At 43.6% G+C, this 14,550-nt stretch carries 11 protein-coding genes; 1 reads left to right on the top strand and 10 read right to left on the bottom strand.

All coding sequences use genetic code 11. The annotated features are described in order from the left end of the window. Positions 1-5: 5 nt before the first annotated feature. The 5 genes from K401_RS0124615 to K401_RS0124595 all read right to left on the bottom strand — a co-directional run bounded on the left by K401_RS0124615 (position 6) and on the right by K401_RS0124595 (position 6,169). Positions 6-1,700 carry an ABC transporter permease gene (locus K401_RS0124615; RefSeq protein WP_024295445.1) on the bottom strand — a complete coding sequence of 565 codons (1,695 nt, stop codon included), beginning with the start codon at positions 1,698-1,700 and terminating at the stop codon, positions 6-8. A gap of 22 nt (positions 1,701-1,722) precedes the next feature. Beyond that, positions 1,723-2,790, bottom strand: coding sequence for an ABC transporter substrate-binding protein (locus K401_RS0124610; protein WP_024295444.1), 1,068 nt, complete (start codon positions 2,788-2,790; stop codon positions 1,723-1,725). Between the two features lie 15 nt (positions 2,791-2,805). Continuing rightward, positions 2,806-4,170 (bottom strand): family 4 glycosyl hydrolase, encoded by a 1,365-nt coding sequence (locus K401_RS0124605; protein WP_024295443.1) that lies wholly within the window; start codon positions 4,168-4,170, stop codon positions 2,806-2,808. Continuing rightward, positions 4,167-5,078 (bottom strand): carbohydrate kinase family protein, encoded by a 912-nt coding sequence (locus tag K401_RS0124600; RefSeq protein WP_027352323.1) that lies wholly within the window; start codon positions 5,076-5,078, stop codon positions 4,167-4,169. Before K401_RS0124600 ends, K401_RS0124605 begins: the two co-directional genes overlap by 4 nt. 71 nt (positions 5,079-5,149) lie before the next feature. Further along, the gene (locus tag K401_RS0124595) at positions 5,150-6,169 is read right to left on the bottom strand and encodes a LacI family DNA-binding transcriptional regulator (protein WP_024295441.1); all 1,020 of its coding nucleotides are present in this window, start codon (positions 6,167-6,169) and stop codon (positions 5,150-5,152) included. Between the two features lie 683 nt (positions 6,170-6,852). Here K401_RS0124595 and eam point away from each other — a divergent pair. Continuing rightward, positions 6,853-8,115, top strand: coding sequence for a glutamate 2,3-aminomutase (gene eam, locus K401_RS0124590; protein WP_024295440.1), 1,263 nt, complete (start codon positions 6,853-6,855; stop codon positions 8,113-8,115). 55 nt (positions 8,116-8,170) lie between these two features. Here the strand turns inward: eam and K401_RS0124585 are convergent, their stop codons facing one another. The 5 genes from K401_RS0124585 to K401_RS0124565 all read right to left on the bottom strand — a co-directional run bounded on the left by K401_RS0124585 (position 8,171) and on the right by K401_RS0124565 (position 14,531). Continuing rightward, on the bottom strand, positions 8,171-9,394 hold the full coding sequence (locus tag K401_RS0124585) for an MFS transporter (protein WP_027352324.1): 1,224 nt from the start codon (positions 9,392-9,394) through the stop codon (positions 8,171-8,173). A 193-nt stretch (positions 9,395-9,587) separates the two neighbouring features. Continuing rightward, the gene (locus K401_RS0124580) at positions 9,588-11,129 is read right to left on the bottom strand and encodes an LCP family protein (RefSeq protein ID WP_024295439.1); all 1,542 of its coding nucleotides are present in this window, start codon (positions 11,127-11,129) and stop codon (positions 9,588-9,590) included. Positions 11,130-11,225: 96 nt separating this feature from the next. Beyond that, positions 11,226-12,833, bottom strand: a complete 1,608-nt coding sequence (locus K401_RS0124575) for a C40 family peptidase (RefSeq protein ID WP_024295438.1) — start codon at positions 12,831-12,833, stop codon at positions 11,226-11,228. A 104-nt stretch (positions 12,834-12,937) separates the two neighbouring features. Beyond that, entirely contained in the window at positions 12,938-13,795 is an 858-nt protein-coding gene (locus K401_RS0124570) for a Cof-type HAD-IIB family hydrolase (protein WP_024295437.1), read from the bottom strand. Next, positions 13,773-14,531, bottom strand: coding sequence for a glycerophosphodiester phosphodiesterase (locus K401_RS0124565; protein ID WP_024295436.1), 759 nt, complete (start codon positions 14,529-14,531; stop codon positions 13,773-13,775). The genes K401_RS0124570 and K401_RS0124565 overlap by 23 nt, the downstream gene beginning before the upstream one ends. Positions 14,532-14,550 lie beyond the last annotated feature (19 nt).

Raw genomic sequence — 14,550 nt, 5'->3', positions numbered from 1 at the left:
ACTCCTTAGCCTTTCTCCTGAAACTTAACATTTTCCCGTCCCATCTTGCTTAAAAGATACATGGGCACAAATACGAAAATCATCAGCAGTACAGCCATGGAGGATGCAATGCCAAAATCAGTGTTGGCTGACATAGCCTTTTGAAAGATAACCACAACCATGTTTTCCCACGGCGGCCTGTATAGCATGATATTGGTGCTGAACTCAGTCATGATCTGTGTAAAGGCCAGGGCACTGCCGCTTAATACCCCGCCCATCATGAGCTTAAGGGTAACATCAATGAACACCCTGCCTGGCCTGGCCCCTACCATTAACGCTGCTTCCTCCAGGGAAGGATGGACCTGATACAGGGCAGCTTCTGCGTTTTTAACGGAAAACTGCAGCTTCCGGATAAAATAGGACAATACTAAAATCATCCATGTGCCGGTCAGAACAACAGGCGGTTTGTTGAACACAACAATGTAGCCGATGGCCATGGTCATCCCAGGCACCACATAGGGAATAATAATTGAAAAATTCAAAAAAGGGGAAAACAGCTTATACCGTTTGCGCACAATGATAAATGCAATGCCAACACCCACCACAATATTTAAAACAGTGGCCAGACCGCACATGAAAAAGGTCATTAAAATCGGGCGGTAGTAATGGGAAAACAGGTTATAATAGTTTTCCAGTGTAAGCCTGATTATGGGCAGTCCGTTTGCTGCAAAATCGATAATCGGCTTTCCGTTCTTAAACCGGAACAGAGAATACACCAGCAGTGTTATGTGGGGCATAAATGAAATTATAACGTAAAGAAATATAACAACGGTTATTGCAAAACCAAGCAGCCTGCCCGGTGTTTTTTCCGCATACCGTTTTGCTGAAATAGAGGAATACGCCTTTCCGGCCAGTATAATCCGCTGCAATGTCAGAAATGCACCTGCAATAAACAACATAATGATACCGGCTGTAGCTGCCTTTGATAAGTTGCCTCCCATCTCACTTACAAATTCATTGTAAATGACGACCGGCATAACCGGAAACTCACCGCCCAGCATATAAGGCGCACCAAAGTCGGAGAAAGCTCCAAGGCCTGCCATCAGCAGTCCTGTCAGAATTCCCGGCAGAGCCAGGGGCAATTCAATTTTAAACAACGTATTGATTTTATTGCCGCCCAGGCTTAAAGAAGCTTCCTTATGAGCAGGATCCTGAGCGATAAAAGCTTCATAGCAGGTAAGAAACACCAGGGCGGAAAGGGGCCAGATATTTACCCATACAATTCCGGGAATCCCCTTTAGGCTGAAAGGTACGTCAATACCAGTTGCCAGTTGGATCAGCCAGTTAAAAAATCCAAATCGTTTCAGTAAAATCACCCAGGCCTGTGCCCCCAAAAAGGGAGGGGCACAGGAAGCCATGGTAATTAATGTAATAATCAGGTTTTTATTCCTGATTTTATACCGCGCCATAAAGTACGCGATGGGAACGCCAATCAGAGCTGTGACAGGGGTAATAATTGCAGTCAGTATCAAACTGTTTTTAAAAGCGCTCTTCGTGGTTCGCTGGGTAAAAAATTTAATAAAGTTTATGAGAGATACACCGCCCTCTTTGGGCATCACAGCGGAAGCAAAGATCCAAAACATGGGAATAATAATTGCAACGATGCTGAGAATAACAAAAAGGGAAGTCAGGTATATCCAAGGGTCTTTCAAACGTTTCATACAACCTGTCACCTCTTACTTTTTATTCTCTGGCAGCATCCAGCGTCTTGGCAAAGTTATCCAGTACTTCATCCTTGGAATTAAATTTTGATTCAATCAGCTTATAAGAGCTTAAATCACTTAAACCTTCCGGCGGTGCCATGTCAGTACGGGCTGAACGTCTTTTTACAACATCCTGTAAAACTTTATGTACATCCCTGCTTAAAATAAAGTCCAGAAACAGCTTGGCATTATCCATGTTTTTGGCGCCATTGATGATCCCGGTTGCTTCCACGTTATATGTAACCCCATCTTCCGGATAAATGTTCTTAACAGGCTCGCCGCTCATTTCCCATTTATAACCTAAGTCCTCATTAATAAAGCCCACCGGATTTGTCGCATCTTTTACAGCAGCAAACATGGCATCCGAGCTTGGATACACCTCAGTGTTTAAAAGCAGCTGCTGCATATAATCCCAATCATATAAAGAGGCCATGCCCTTTACAAGGGACAAGCCGGTCCCTGACTTGGAAGGGTCTGCCAAGGCGATTTTATCCTTTTTCCACTTTGGATCTGTTAATTCCTTTAAGGTCTTTGGATAGTCTGCCTCTGATTTTAAAAGCTTTGTATTTACCAAAATGGTTTGAGGCATGATTACGTAGGAATGCCATTTGTGGTCCGGGTCCTGGGTGATCATAGCCGCATCTTCTTTGGAGTCATAGGTTTCGAACAGATCCGGATTGGACAGATACAAAAATGTATCACCGCCCCAAAGCACATCGCCGCCGGGATTATCCTTTTCCGCGCTGATCCTGGCCAGTAATTCACCGGTTCCGCCCTTTACCTCCTCAATATCAATGTCAGGATATTTTTCTTTCCACAACGCGTAAATAGGTTCGGTAATCTCCGGACCGCTGCCGGTGTAAATAACAACTTTACCGGATGGACCTGCTGCCGTTTCCGGTGCCTTTGATGTGTCCGCTGCGGTTGTTTGAGCGGCTGCAGCTGCTGTTGCAGCCGCTGTGGTGGTAGCTGACTGACTTAAACTGCACCCTGTTAAAGCGGAAGCCCCCATGACAGCTGCCATTGCATAACCCCAAATTCTTTTCATGATAATTCCTCCTTTTTAATGATTCCATTCTCCTAAATAAGTTTTGTGTGCGTTTAATATATCTTCCACCAGCACTTTTGCCAGTGGATAATCGCCGATTAAAGGATGTGCCATTAAGGCGGCCTGGGCAGTTTGAACGGACTTTGTGTTAATTGCTTCCACAGTCAGATTCTCATATGCCTTTACACTCTGAATAATGGCCTGGGCTGCCGGAGAAAGTTCCCCTCTTTCCTCCACCAGGATGCCGTCTTTTGTAATTCTGCAGGTGATTTCCATAACATCTCCCGGATTCATGCCAAAGTGCCCCACTGAATCCGGAATGGATAAAACCATTTCCCGCTCTTCTCCTGTAGCCATGGTCAAAAGATAATTCATCATGACCCCCGCATAACCTTCCGCATTGGGTATCTGCCCGTCAAAAGGCTTATGAGCCAATGCCTGTTTGGTTTCATTAACCATGTAGGTAGACTCCCTGTTGTACATAAACCGTAAATAAGTCTGCAGCATTTCCTCGATCTGTGTCTCCGGGTCCATTTGTGAAAGAGCTTTAAACATTTCAAGGTTGTTTTCCATTACAGCCCGTCCCCGTGGCTTTTGGCTGCCCTGAACATTTTGGTTTGCCTTGTTCCGGTAAAAGAAATAGTATAAATATTCATTGGGCAGATGCCCCATGGTACGGATCACATCCGGCTCAAACATGGAAAACTCTTTTACTTTCCCTAAAAATTCATCATTCTTTAATAACTCCGGCAGTAATTCTTTCCCGTTATGTAAAACACTTGTTACAAAGGACAGATGGTTCAGTCCTGCAAACTGTACCCTTAGTTCGCCGGCAGGAATCCCCAGAGCTTCCGCCATGTTGATCTTTGTGCCGCTGGGAGCATCACAGATACCCAGCACCCTGTCATACCCGGCATTCCGAAGGGCCTGGGTTACCAGGCCGGAGGGATTGGTGAAGTTAAATATCCACGCCTTTGGTGCAAGTTCCTTTATAATCCGGCAATATTCTTTCATTACCGGGATGGTCCTGAGAGCCATGGAAAACCCGCCGACTCCGGTGGTTTCCTGACCAAGCACACCATGTTTCATGGCAATGTCTTCGTCGGTCACACGGCCTTCGTCATATCCCACCCGGATTGTGGTAACTACATAATCCGCTCCCGTAACAGCTTCACGTATATCCAAAGAGGTGCTGACTATCAGTGACGGATTTGCTTTCTGCGCCGCATATTTGGATAATGCCCCCATAATAGCCAGCTTTTTTTCGTCCGTATCAAAAAGAACCAGCTGGGTAATGCCCATAAGATCCGCTTTTTGGGCCACGCCATTGGTAAAAAATACAGTTCTTACACCTGCTCCGCCCAGAATTACTAATTTCATTTTAACTCCTCCTTTATTTGTTTTAGATTTGGAACTGTTTTATATCCGCCATATCCCTGTACTGAGGAGGCACCGCAAAAGTTAGCCGCCTTCAAACATTTTTCAGGGGATAATCCGTTTAAGAATCCATATAAATACCCGGCATTGAATGAATCTCCGGCGCCGGTGGTATCAAGTGGAGTTACGGGATAAGCGTTACTATGAATGACCTCACCGCCTGTCAACAGCCTGGATCCGCTGGCCCCCATTTTTACGGCAGCATGGGAGCAGTAACCGGTCAGTTTTTCAATCCCGGCATCGAAGCTTTTTGTACGGGTGTATTCCATTAATTCCTTATCATTGATAAAGAAAACGTCAAGTTTCTTTGTTATTTCGAATAAGCATTGATCCCAATCCCCTGTATCGTCCCAGCCTACATCCATGGAAACGGTAACTCCGGCTCGATGGGCAGCTTCAATAAAGTCCAGGTATTCCTCCAGATCTGTGCGCCCCCTGTAATTAGTCAGATGTGTATGCCGTGCTTTTTCCAGCAGGACCTTGGGAATATCCTTTGGTGAAACCTCATTTACACAGCCGTCGTATGTGATAAACCGTCTGTCCTTGTCTACATCCAGGGCGATTGAAATACCGGTACTTTTTTCAGAAGGTATGGTTTCAATTTGTACCCCGTATTTTTCCATTTCCCGTAAGATGAATTCACCAAATAAATCATTATGTACCGCACCATAGATCATGGTCTTCATTTCCAGCCTGCTGAGTCCAATGGCTGTAATTGCCACACCGCCGCCGCACTGCACATACATATTGTCCACCCGTATTTCCTCTCCCGGGCCCGGCAGCTCGTCGTATGGCGGTACAATCAGATCAATATTAGGCGTACCTGCTATGAGGACATCTATTTCTTTCATGGTTTTTTGCTCCCTTGTAACGGTATATTTCCATGTGTAAAGCTTTACACATGAAGCAAAAATTTCTCCCTTTAAGGAAAAATTTTTATGCAACTGTCCCTCTCAATAATTTTATGGGGAAGTACCAGGCTTGAATATTGCCGTTCATCCTTTTCGATTAAGTCAATCAGCGTGTTTACCGAAAAATATCCGATTTCTTCTATAGGCTGATGAACGGTAGAAATGGCCGGACGCATGCTGGCTGAAATTTCACTGTTATCAAAACCCAGTATGGAAAAATCCTCCGGAATACGGTATCCGAAATCAAACGCACAGTTCATGATACCTACTGCCACATCATCACTTCCTGCAAATATGGCGGTAGGCAAATCATCCTTACAGGTTTTAATCAGGTTTTTCATCATTTTATAACCATGCTCTATCTTTAAACCGGAAAGCCAGACATATTGCTCTTTCATAGGGCAGCCTTTATCAGCCAGTGAGTCCCTTACCCCTTCATATCGCTGGCGGCCTACGGTAAAATCGTGAAGCTCTGCGCCTAAATAAGCTATTTTTCTATGCCCCAGCCTATATAGATAAGAAATGGCATCGTACGCTGCCTTATAATCATCAATATTAACACTGGCACATGGAATTCCATTGATATGGCAGCTGCAGGCGATCATGGGAATATCGGACATGGCGGCCAGCTGGCCCAGCAATTCCTCATCCGTCTGTTCATTGGTCAGGATGATTCCGTCCACGCACATGCGTTTAAATACGCTTAAATACTTTTTTTCTTTTTCTAAATCCTCTTCAATATTGCAAATCATAATGCTATAATCTTTTTCGGAGGCACAGTTTTCAATGCTTTTTAATATTTTTGAAAAAAAGCTGGTGCCAATATCAGAAACCACAACGCCGATGATATTGGTTTTTTGCTTCAGTAAACTTTTAGCCAGGTAATTAGGCTCATAGTTTAACCGTTTTGCAGCTTCCACCACTTTCTTATAAGCACTTTCACTTACATAACCTTCGTTGTTTAACGCTCTTGATACGGTTGCAATGGATACTCCCGCCTCTTTTGCCACTTCTTTGATACCAATGCCCATTCTTTTATCTCCTGCCTTTCCCCCGAATGAAAGCAAGGGGGAGATTTTCTGTGTAAAAGTTTTGTGTAAACCTTTACATATGTGTTTTTTAAAAAATGCCAGGTAATTTAGCACAATGAAATTATATCATTCATATGTTTTTTTGTCAATAATCTAAATTCTATGACATTTATTCTGTTTCCAGCTTTTTACCCATATTCTGTTTTCCCCTTCTTAATATTATTTATAAATTTATCATGCCATAATTGGACATATATTACAAATAACGGAATTTATTGTATTGATTTTTATATATAGTTGACTAAGTAACAACTTTGCTGATATAATTAAGTTGTTGCTTTAAAAAATATATATGTAACTTTTATTGTTAAGGATTCACAGAAATGATTTACCCAATCTGGCATGATAAATTCATCATCACATCTTAAATTTGTAAATATTGATAATTGTTCATTTTCCGGCAGGCGAAGGCACGGTCAGGCTGATTGGCCCATAAAGCTGCGGACTTACCGGAACATTTTAAAAGATGTTTGCCCAATCATCCCATATAAGATTTTATAATAAAGTTTAAACAAACCGCTGTTTGTTTCGTTAATAGAAAGAAGCTTTCGTTTTTCATTGTAAAAATAACCGCTGGAAGTTTGTTTTTCACGGAATGAATAAAATATGTAAGGAGAAATCAAATGGAAAAAAACAAAAAACGACAGGTATCAATTGAAAGGGCAGAGGAATTAAAAGGAAGGATCGAAGATTTTTTAGAGGCCCGGAAGGGGATTCCAAAGGGAATGGATATGGAAGAAAAGTTCGTTAAAAGGAAAGCCAAAATATTAGAGATATTGGATGCCACGGAAGAAAACTGGAATAATTATCAGTGGCAGCTTGCCCATAGAATAACGGATATTGAAACCATTAGCAAGATCATTAACATAAGTGAAGAAGAAAAAGTGCGCATTAAAGAAGTTGAGAAAAAATTCAGATGGGCTGTATCTCCGTATTATTTAAGTTTAGCTGACCCGGATGACAGATATGACCCTATACGGTTATTATCAATTCCAACCTATAGTGAATTGGATGATTCCTACACCGACCTTGATCCCATGGGCGAAGAATATACAAATCCGGCAGGCAGTATCACGAGACGTTATCCGGACCGGTTAATTATTAATGTGACCAATGAGTGTGCCATGTACTGCAGACATTGCCAGAGAAGAAGGAATATTGGAGAGAAAGATGTCCATGGGTCCCGTAAAATGATTCAGGAATCCATTGATTATATAAGAGAAAATGAAGAAATCAGAGATGTGCTGATCACCGGAGGGGATGCGCTTTGTCTTTCTGATGAGTACCTTGAGTGGATGATAAAGCAGCTGAAAGAGATTTCCCATGTTGATTATATCCGCCTGGGTACCAGGTGCCTGGTGACCATGCCTCAAAGGATCACGGATCAATTATGCTCCATGTTAAAAAAATATCATCCGATCTATATTAATACTCATTTCAATCATCCCATAGAGATTACCGAGGCATCAAAAGCGGCATGTGAAAAACTGGCTGACTCCGGAATCGTTCTGGGAAATCAGGCTGTATTGTTAAATGGAATCAACAATGATAAGTACATCATGCGAGTGCTCAATCATGAACTGCTCAAATGCAGGGTAAGGCCTTACTACATCTTTCATGCAAAGCATGTTCAGGGAACCGCTCATTTTAATACATCCATTGAAGACGGCATAGAGATCATGGAATACTTACGGGGCTATACTTCGGGCATGGCAATTCCCACGTTTATAGTAAATGCTCCCATGGGACAAGGAAAAACGCCGATCTTTCCCAATTACATTGTTTCCCGGGGGCCAGGCTATGTTCAGCTGAGAACCTGGGAAGGAAATATCGTTAAATATGAAGACCATGAAACAAAGAATATCCGGGATTACCTTGAATTTTAATGCCCGGCCAAAGCTGCGGCATAGGTCTTTATGGATTTGCTGTCACTTAAGAATTTTACTGATTTATATCACAATTCCTCACTGACGGCAGGACAAGACATAGGGATGAGGCAATCAGTACCAGCGCCCCAGCAATCAGAAACCACTTTTCAACCCCGTATTTCTCTGCAAAAACTCCGGAAACGGAAAGGCCTATTGGACCGCTTATTAACCGGATGCTGGCAGAAAGGGACATGATCCGGCCTAAATACTTCGCTTCAAAGTTACTTTGCAGCAATGGGGTATACATTCCCCAATAAAACGGACCGGATATTCCCATTAAAAAGGAGCAGACAGCAAAGACAAAAAAGTCTTCCGGCAGTAAAAATCCGGACACAAACAAACTAAAACTCATGAGCAGAAAAGAACCAATAATCGTATAAATTCTATTTTTAGTTCCGCCCCATCTGCCTAAGATCAAAGAGCCGATAAGCAGACCAACAGAAAATACAATTTCAACTACACTTGCATTTGTACTGGTTCCATTAAAGTAAGACATACTCATTAGCGGAAACAATGCACTGGCCGGCATCAACGCCAAAGTATAAAGCGTACTTATCAACACTAAGCCCAGCATTCCTTTTCTTGTATAAAGTATTTGTAAGCCTTCTTTTGCTTCACTTAAAATATGTATTTTTTCTGCATTTTCATTGTGATTTAATTTGGGGATTTCTGATATTACCAAGGTGAATACTGCAATCAATGCTCCAATGACATCAAGGAAAATGGTACCGCTTAAGCTCCATGACTGATAGAGAACTGCCGCTAAGGCCGGACCAGATAATTGAGAAACAGATTCCAGAGCCTGAGAGTATCCGGAACACCTTGTAAGTTGGTCCTCCGGAACAATCTGTGGAGTTGCTGCCTGAAGACAAGGAGTGTGAAAGGCAGAACCGATGGAGCGAATCAGTAAAACGAATAAAATAAGTTCTGTTGACAAACCCCCCGTCTGCTCCGCAACGATCATGGCAAAACCGGCTGAAGCAATGAGCAGGTCAGACGCAATCATAATAATCTTTCTATTATAGCGGTCAATAAATACACCTATGAAAGGGCCTAAAACTCCCTGCGGCAGGAACCCTGCCATCATTGCAGCGGATAAAATCAAAGCAGAACCGGTCTTATCAGTCAAATACCATACAATCGCGAATTGGAGAACAGAGCTTGAAAATTGAGAAATGGCCTGGCCGGACCATATCGTATAAAAATTTCGCTTCCAGTTTGCTATGGATGAATTCATGATTTTTCTCTCCCTAATTTGGTTACTAAATAGCTATTATAATTTTCAAATCGATAAATGTCAATATATTATGCTGCTGAATCGTCTTGCAGCCCCTTAAACTTATTTTCCATTAAAAAATGAGATCAAGGCTACCTGCAATTTCGCTGCCTTGATCTCATTTTTATATAATTATAGAATCGGACACAGCACCCTATACTCCTGGACCGATCTCACCTCCAGCTCCCGGACCAGACTGCTCTTCCGCACTTTCTCCGGGTTCTTCTCTTGTTTTTATTTCCTTTTCTGTTTCCTTTTCTGTTTTTTTCTCCGGTTTCTTCTCTTCCTTTGTTTCCTTTATATTGGCTCCAGGTCCGATCAGGCTTCCGTCATCGTTTGTTGGGACTTCCGTTTCCTCCTGCTCCGTTGTTTCCGGAATTGTTTCTTTTGTACTTTCTTCTGTGGTCTCTTTCACACTTTCTTCTGTGGCAGCCTCTGTTTGTGCAGGTGCAGTCTCCTTTGGAGCAGAAGAATCACCTTTTTTCTTGCCGCCTGAATTTCCGCCGGATGGAGCATTCTTTCCAGGTTCTGTGATGCCGCTTTCCTGAGAGATTTTTTCGCTTATCTTTTTTACAGCTGAAGACGGTGAATAATCCTCTTTGTTATACAGGAACTGATGAAGCTGGACGACATTGCTCTCCAATGTGGAGGGAATAACGCAATCCATCCTTCCGATCTTCATGGTGGTCCGTGAAAATGGGAAACCGGCTGTTTCTCCTATATGGTATTTGCTGATGCCCTTTGCTATGGACAGGACATCGTTCATACCGATGCTGGTAGATATTTGTGGAAATACGGTAGAAACCAGGGTGCTGAGGGTGCCGAAATCAGCCTTTTTCGCTTTCTCCATGGCAAGGTTCACCACCTTACGCTGCCGCTCCGTCCTGTTAAAATCCGTATCCATAAGGCGGAGTCTGGCATAGGCCACAGCTTGTACCCCATCCAAATGGTTCATTCCGGCCTTTTTTAACTGATAAGAGCCGATTCCCGTGGAATTAACAGTTTCAGTAATAAAACCGTTGATATAGGCGAATTCTGAATCCGTAATTTCCAAGTCGACTCCGCCAAGAATATTAATGGCATCGGCAACGGCTTTCCAGTTAAATGTGGCATAATCGTCTATGTTAAGATCCAGATTTTCATTTAGCGCATCAACTGCCTGTTTATGGCCGCCTTTAAAATAAGCCTCATTGATCTTGTGATAGGTTCCTTTGCTGTTGATCTTTAAATATGTATCCCTGTAAACCGATACCAGTTTTATTTCGCCCGTAGCTTTATCAATGTTACAGATCATTTCCACATCAGATAAGGCGCCCTTTTCCAGAGTTCCGTCTCTGGAATCCACACCGAAAACGGCAATGGTCCAAAATCCTTTCTGATGGGTGCGCTGGCGAAACAGGAAAAATCCGGCAAGCAGTACCAGAGCCAGAACTGCAAGCTCCACCAGTATTACTCTCTGCTTATGTTTACGCTTCCGCTTTTTATCCGCCTTATGTTTGGCATTTTTTTGCGGCCCGTTATAGCGGACACGTGGGTTTCTTCCATCACCTGTACTATAATAGGTCCTGTCCCCTTTTACCGTATGCGGCTGATGCTTTCTTTCCCCGGACTGCGCTCTGTCTGCACTTCCGTTTTTTTTGCTGCCCTCCCGCTTTTTGCGGGCCCGCATGCGGTCTAATTCATCCTCATAATCCATGACCGAATATTCAATCCTTTCCAATATTTTCTTTGGCAGATCCTATCTATTCTATCAGAAACCAGACTGAAATTTCTTGCTTTTCTCTTAATTTTATCAGTCAATCAGCTTTCTGCAGTACGGCCAGTTTGCATCCATGGTTGAAATCGTAACATTATTAACCAATGCGCTGGACTCGTGGATCACTGTCATATTTCCGTTGCTTTCCCAGCAGAAAAACATGACCACATGGGCGTCGTCTCCTGTCTTTAAAATGATATCGCCTGGCTGTAAGTCATTTCTCTGAGTGGGGGTTCCGCAGGAAGCCAGGCCTCCTGTGCTCTCACAGGACAAACGCTTGTTAAGAGCGGACCAGTATACCCAGCTGATCCAGCCGGAACAGTCCAGCCCTTTCATAGAACGGCCTTTTTCATCCGGTGATATCAGGGAGCCGAAAGAGTTTTTATCATAGCCTGCAGATGACGGTTTTCCGCCCCAGTAATAAGGAACTCTTCCCACGGAAGACAATGCATAACGGATCAGTTTTTTCCGGTCTTCTGAAAGATTCTCAGGAAGGCGGCTCATGTAACTGTCAATTTCCTCATAGGAAAGAGGATTTGTAATAAATGAAGGGGAAAGAGTGAAACCATAGCGTTCTGTCCAGTCCTGTTTTGCAAGTTCAAAAGTACAGGCTTTGTTTTCCTCCGTCCATCCCTTCCAGCTGCTCCCTTCCGTTGTTTCATTCCCAAGGGAATCAAGGGAAAATAATCCTTTCTTGGAATCGGAAAGCCCTGCAATCACCGCTTTAACATGAAGATCCACATGTCCGGGACAGGTGGAAGGCAAGGGCGCTTCTGTCTCTGCGGGAGTTTCCCCTTCAGCTTCTGCAGCCGCAGCGGCAGCTTCCCTAAGTGCGATGCCAGGGCCGATTTCCTTTGCAGGTTCTGTTCCTTTGGCCTCTTGAGTATCACTGGAAGCATCTGAACTGTCTGAGGCGGTCTCCGGTACGGCAGAGGATTGGGGAATCTCTTCCATATCTGCCTGGGCAGGCGTGGCTGTTTGCTCTGATTGGACTGCAGCAGGCTTTTCCTCCAGGGAACCGCCGCAATCATAAATATCGCTGATGGAATATTGGAAGCTGTGAGAGCTTTCCCACAGCTTAAGGGCATAATCTAAAAAAGCATCATAATCCTCCGGTGCTGTATAATAAAAATATGTATTGGCCATTGCCATAATTTCCTGAATATTGGACTGAGGAGAAATGGATCTTCCGTTTTCATCGTAAAAGGTGATATGGATTTTGTTAAAAGAAAGCCCCTTTAATTGGCCTGCGGTCATTCCCAGGCTTAAAGCAACCTGCTCAGGGCTTTCATTGGCCAGTTGGTAAATGGAAGCCAGCCAATCCGATTCCCTGCGGGAAAGGGCTTCTGCCGCTTCTGTTCCCAGGCTTTTTTCCTGGCTGTCTCCTTCTCCATAAAGAAATGCAAGATTAAATGCATCAAGAGAAGGGACAAAAGGAGCAGGTGCTTCTGCTGCTGTTGCCGTTTCTGCTGGAGTTTCCATTAATTCGGCTTTTACCGGAAGGATGGTTTCTGCTGCAGGTATGATCTTCAGTTTATCGTAAGGTGAAGGGTAAGATTGGGAATATGTGCAAAGGCACACTCCCGTAAGAGCCATAAACATGGCGGCTAAAATCTGTACTCTGACCGGTTTTTTCAAATTCATCTGCTATCGTTCCCGTAATATTTTTATAGAATAGAACTATAGCATAATCAGCGGCCAAAATACAGAGAGAAAGATTTAATAGTTTATTAAGATTGGTGAAAGAATCAATAGACAGCGGCTGCTTCAGAGAGGATCAGGGCGTCTATTGCAACAGCAACTCCATCTTCGTCGTTGCTTCTGGTTATGAGACGTGCTTTGCGTTTAATCAGTTCCGTAGCATTGCCCATGGCAATGGTATATCCTAAGGGAAGGTTCAGCATGGAAAGATCGTTTTCACTGTCCCCCATTGCAAGGATTTCCCTGGGGCGGACTTCAGTGTTTGCCGCATATTCCATAAGGGCGGACCCCTTCTGCGCCCTTATATGGGTCAGTTCCAAATTGGAGGGAGCGGATGAAGCAACGGAGATCCCTTCCTCCATTTCCAGGGAAAAGCGAATCTGTTTTAAGACTTCCGGATCTTCATGGACAACAGACATTTTATAAATATCCCAGGAAGAACCCAGAATCACTTCTTCTGTGGTGAAATGAAACCGCTGTACAATTGATTCATACGTATGCTCATCAGAAACCATTGGAAGAAAAATCTTATCCTCAAAGCTTTTACGGAATTCTTCCATGGTGGAGGTGGTGCAGCTTCCCTCTTCTGTCATAAAATCATAAAGAACCGAAAATGGACGGCAAATGCTGAGTATGCGGTTAACCTGTTTTTTTAACAGAGGCTGTTTCCGCATCTGCCTCCCTCTGCTGTCAAAAACGGCGGCGCCGTTCATGCAGATGATATCGCAGGAAATTCCGGCTTCTTTTAAGGGCAGGGAAGCGTCTGCAAAGCTTCTGCCTGTGCAGACTACAAAATTGATATTTTTCCGCCTGAGAGCTTCAATGGCGGCAATGTTTAAGGAGGATATCTTTCCAAATCGGTTTAAAAGAGTTCCATCCATGTCAGATGCTACTAATCGTATCATGTAATTTTCCTTTCTTATCTACAATTTCTTTTGCAATGTCAGGATAATCGGTAATTATGACTTCGATCTCCTGATCTGCAAGGTATTCCATCATGTCTTTGTCATTTACGGTCCATACGTGAAGGGGAAGCTTCTTTTTCTTCGCTTTCCTGACCAGCTTCTTGGACCGGAGGTGGTTTAAGGACGGATGAAGTGCGTCTGCCCCTATTAATTTTGCATAAGCCGGTACATTGATAAAACCGTCCGAGAAAAGTAGACCTGTCAGAGCCTTGTGATCTAATTTCTTCACCTTTATGATGCTGGGGTGATGGAAGGAGGAATAGATGACCCGCTCCTCCATTCCGGCTTTTTTTACCTGCTTTAATGCTTCTTTCTCAATTCCCTTGTAACGGAAAACTCCTGTTTTCAGTTCAATATTGACAGTGAGACCGGAAGGTTTTACAAGCGCCAATACCTCTCTCAGCTCCGGAATGGCTGAGCTGTTAAATTCCGGCCAGAGCCTGCCGCAGCGAAAGGCTTTCAGCTCTTCCATGGTGAAATCCTTTACATAACCGCTTCCATCCCAGAGGCGGTCAATGGTTTCATCGTGTATTACGGCCAGTTTTCCATCCTTTGTCATCTGTATATCCAGTTCAATTCCATCGGCTTTCTGCCTGATGGCCAGTTCAAAAGCCTCCAGCGTATTTTCCGGCGCATAAGCAGAAGCGCCTCTGTGAGCCCAAACCTTTGTTCTCATCTGTCAATATCCTTTCTAA

This window comes from Lacrimispora indolis DSM 755, assembly GCF_000526995.1.
Classification (GTDB): Bacteria; Bacillota; Clostridia; order Lachnospirales; family Lachnospiraceae; genus Lacrimispora; species Lacrimispora indolis.
This window is presented reverse-complemented; position numbering and strand designations above follow the sequence as displayed.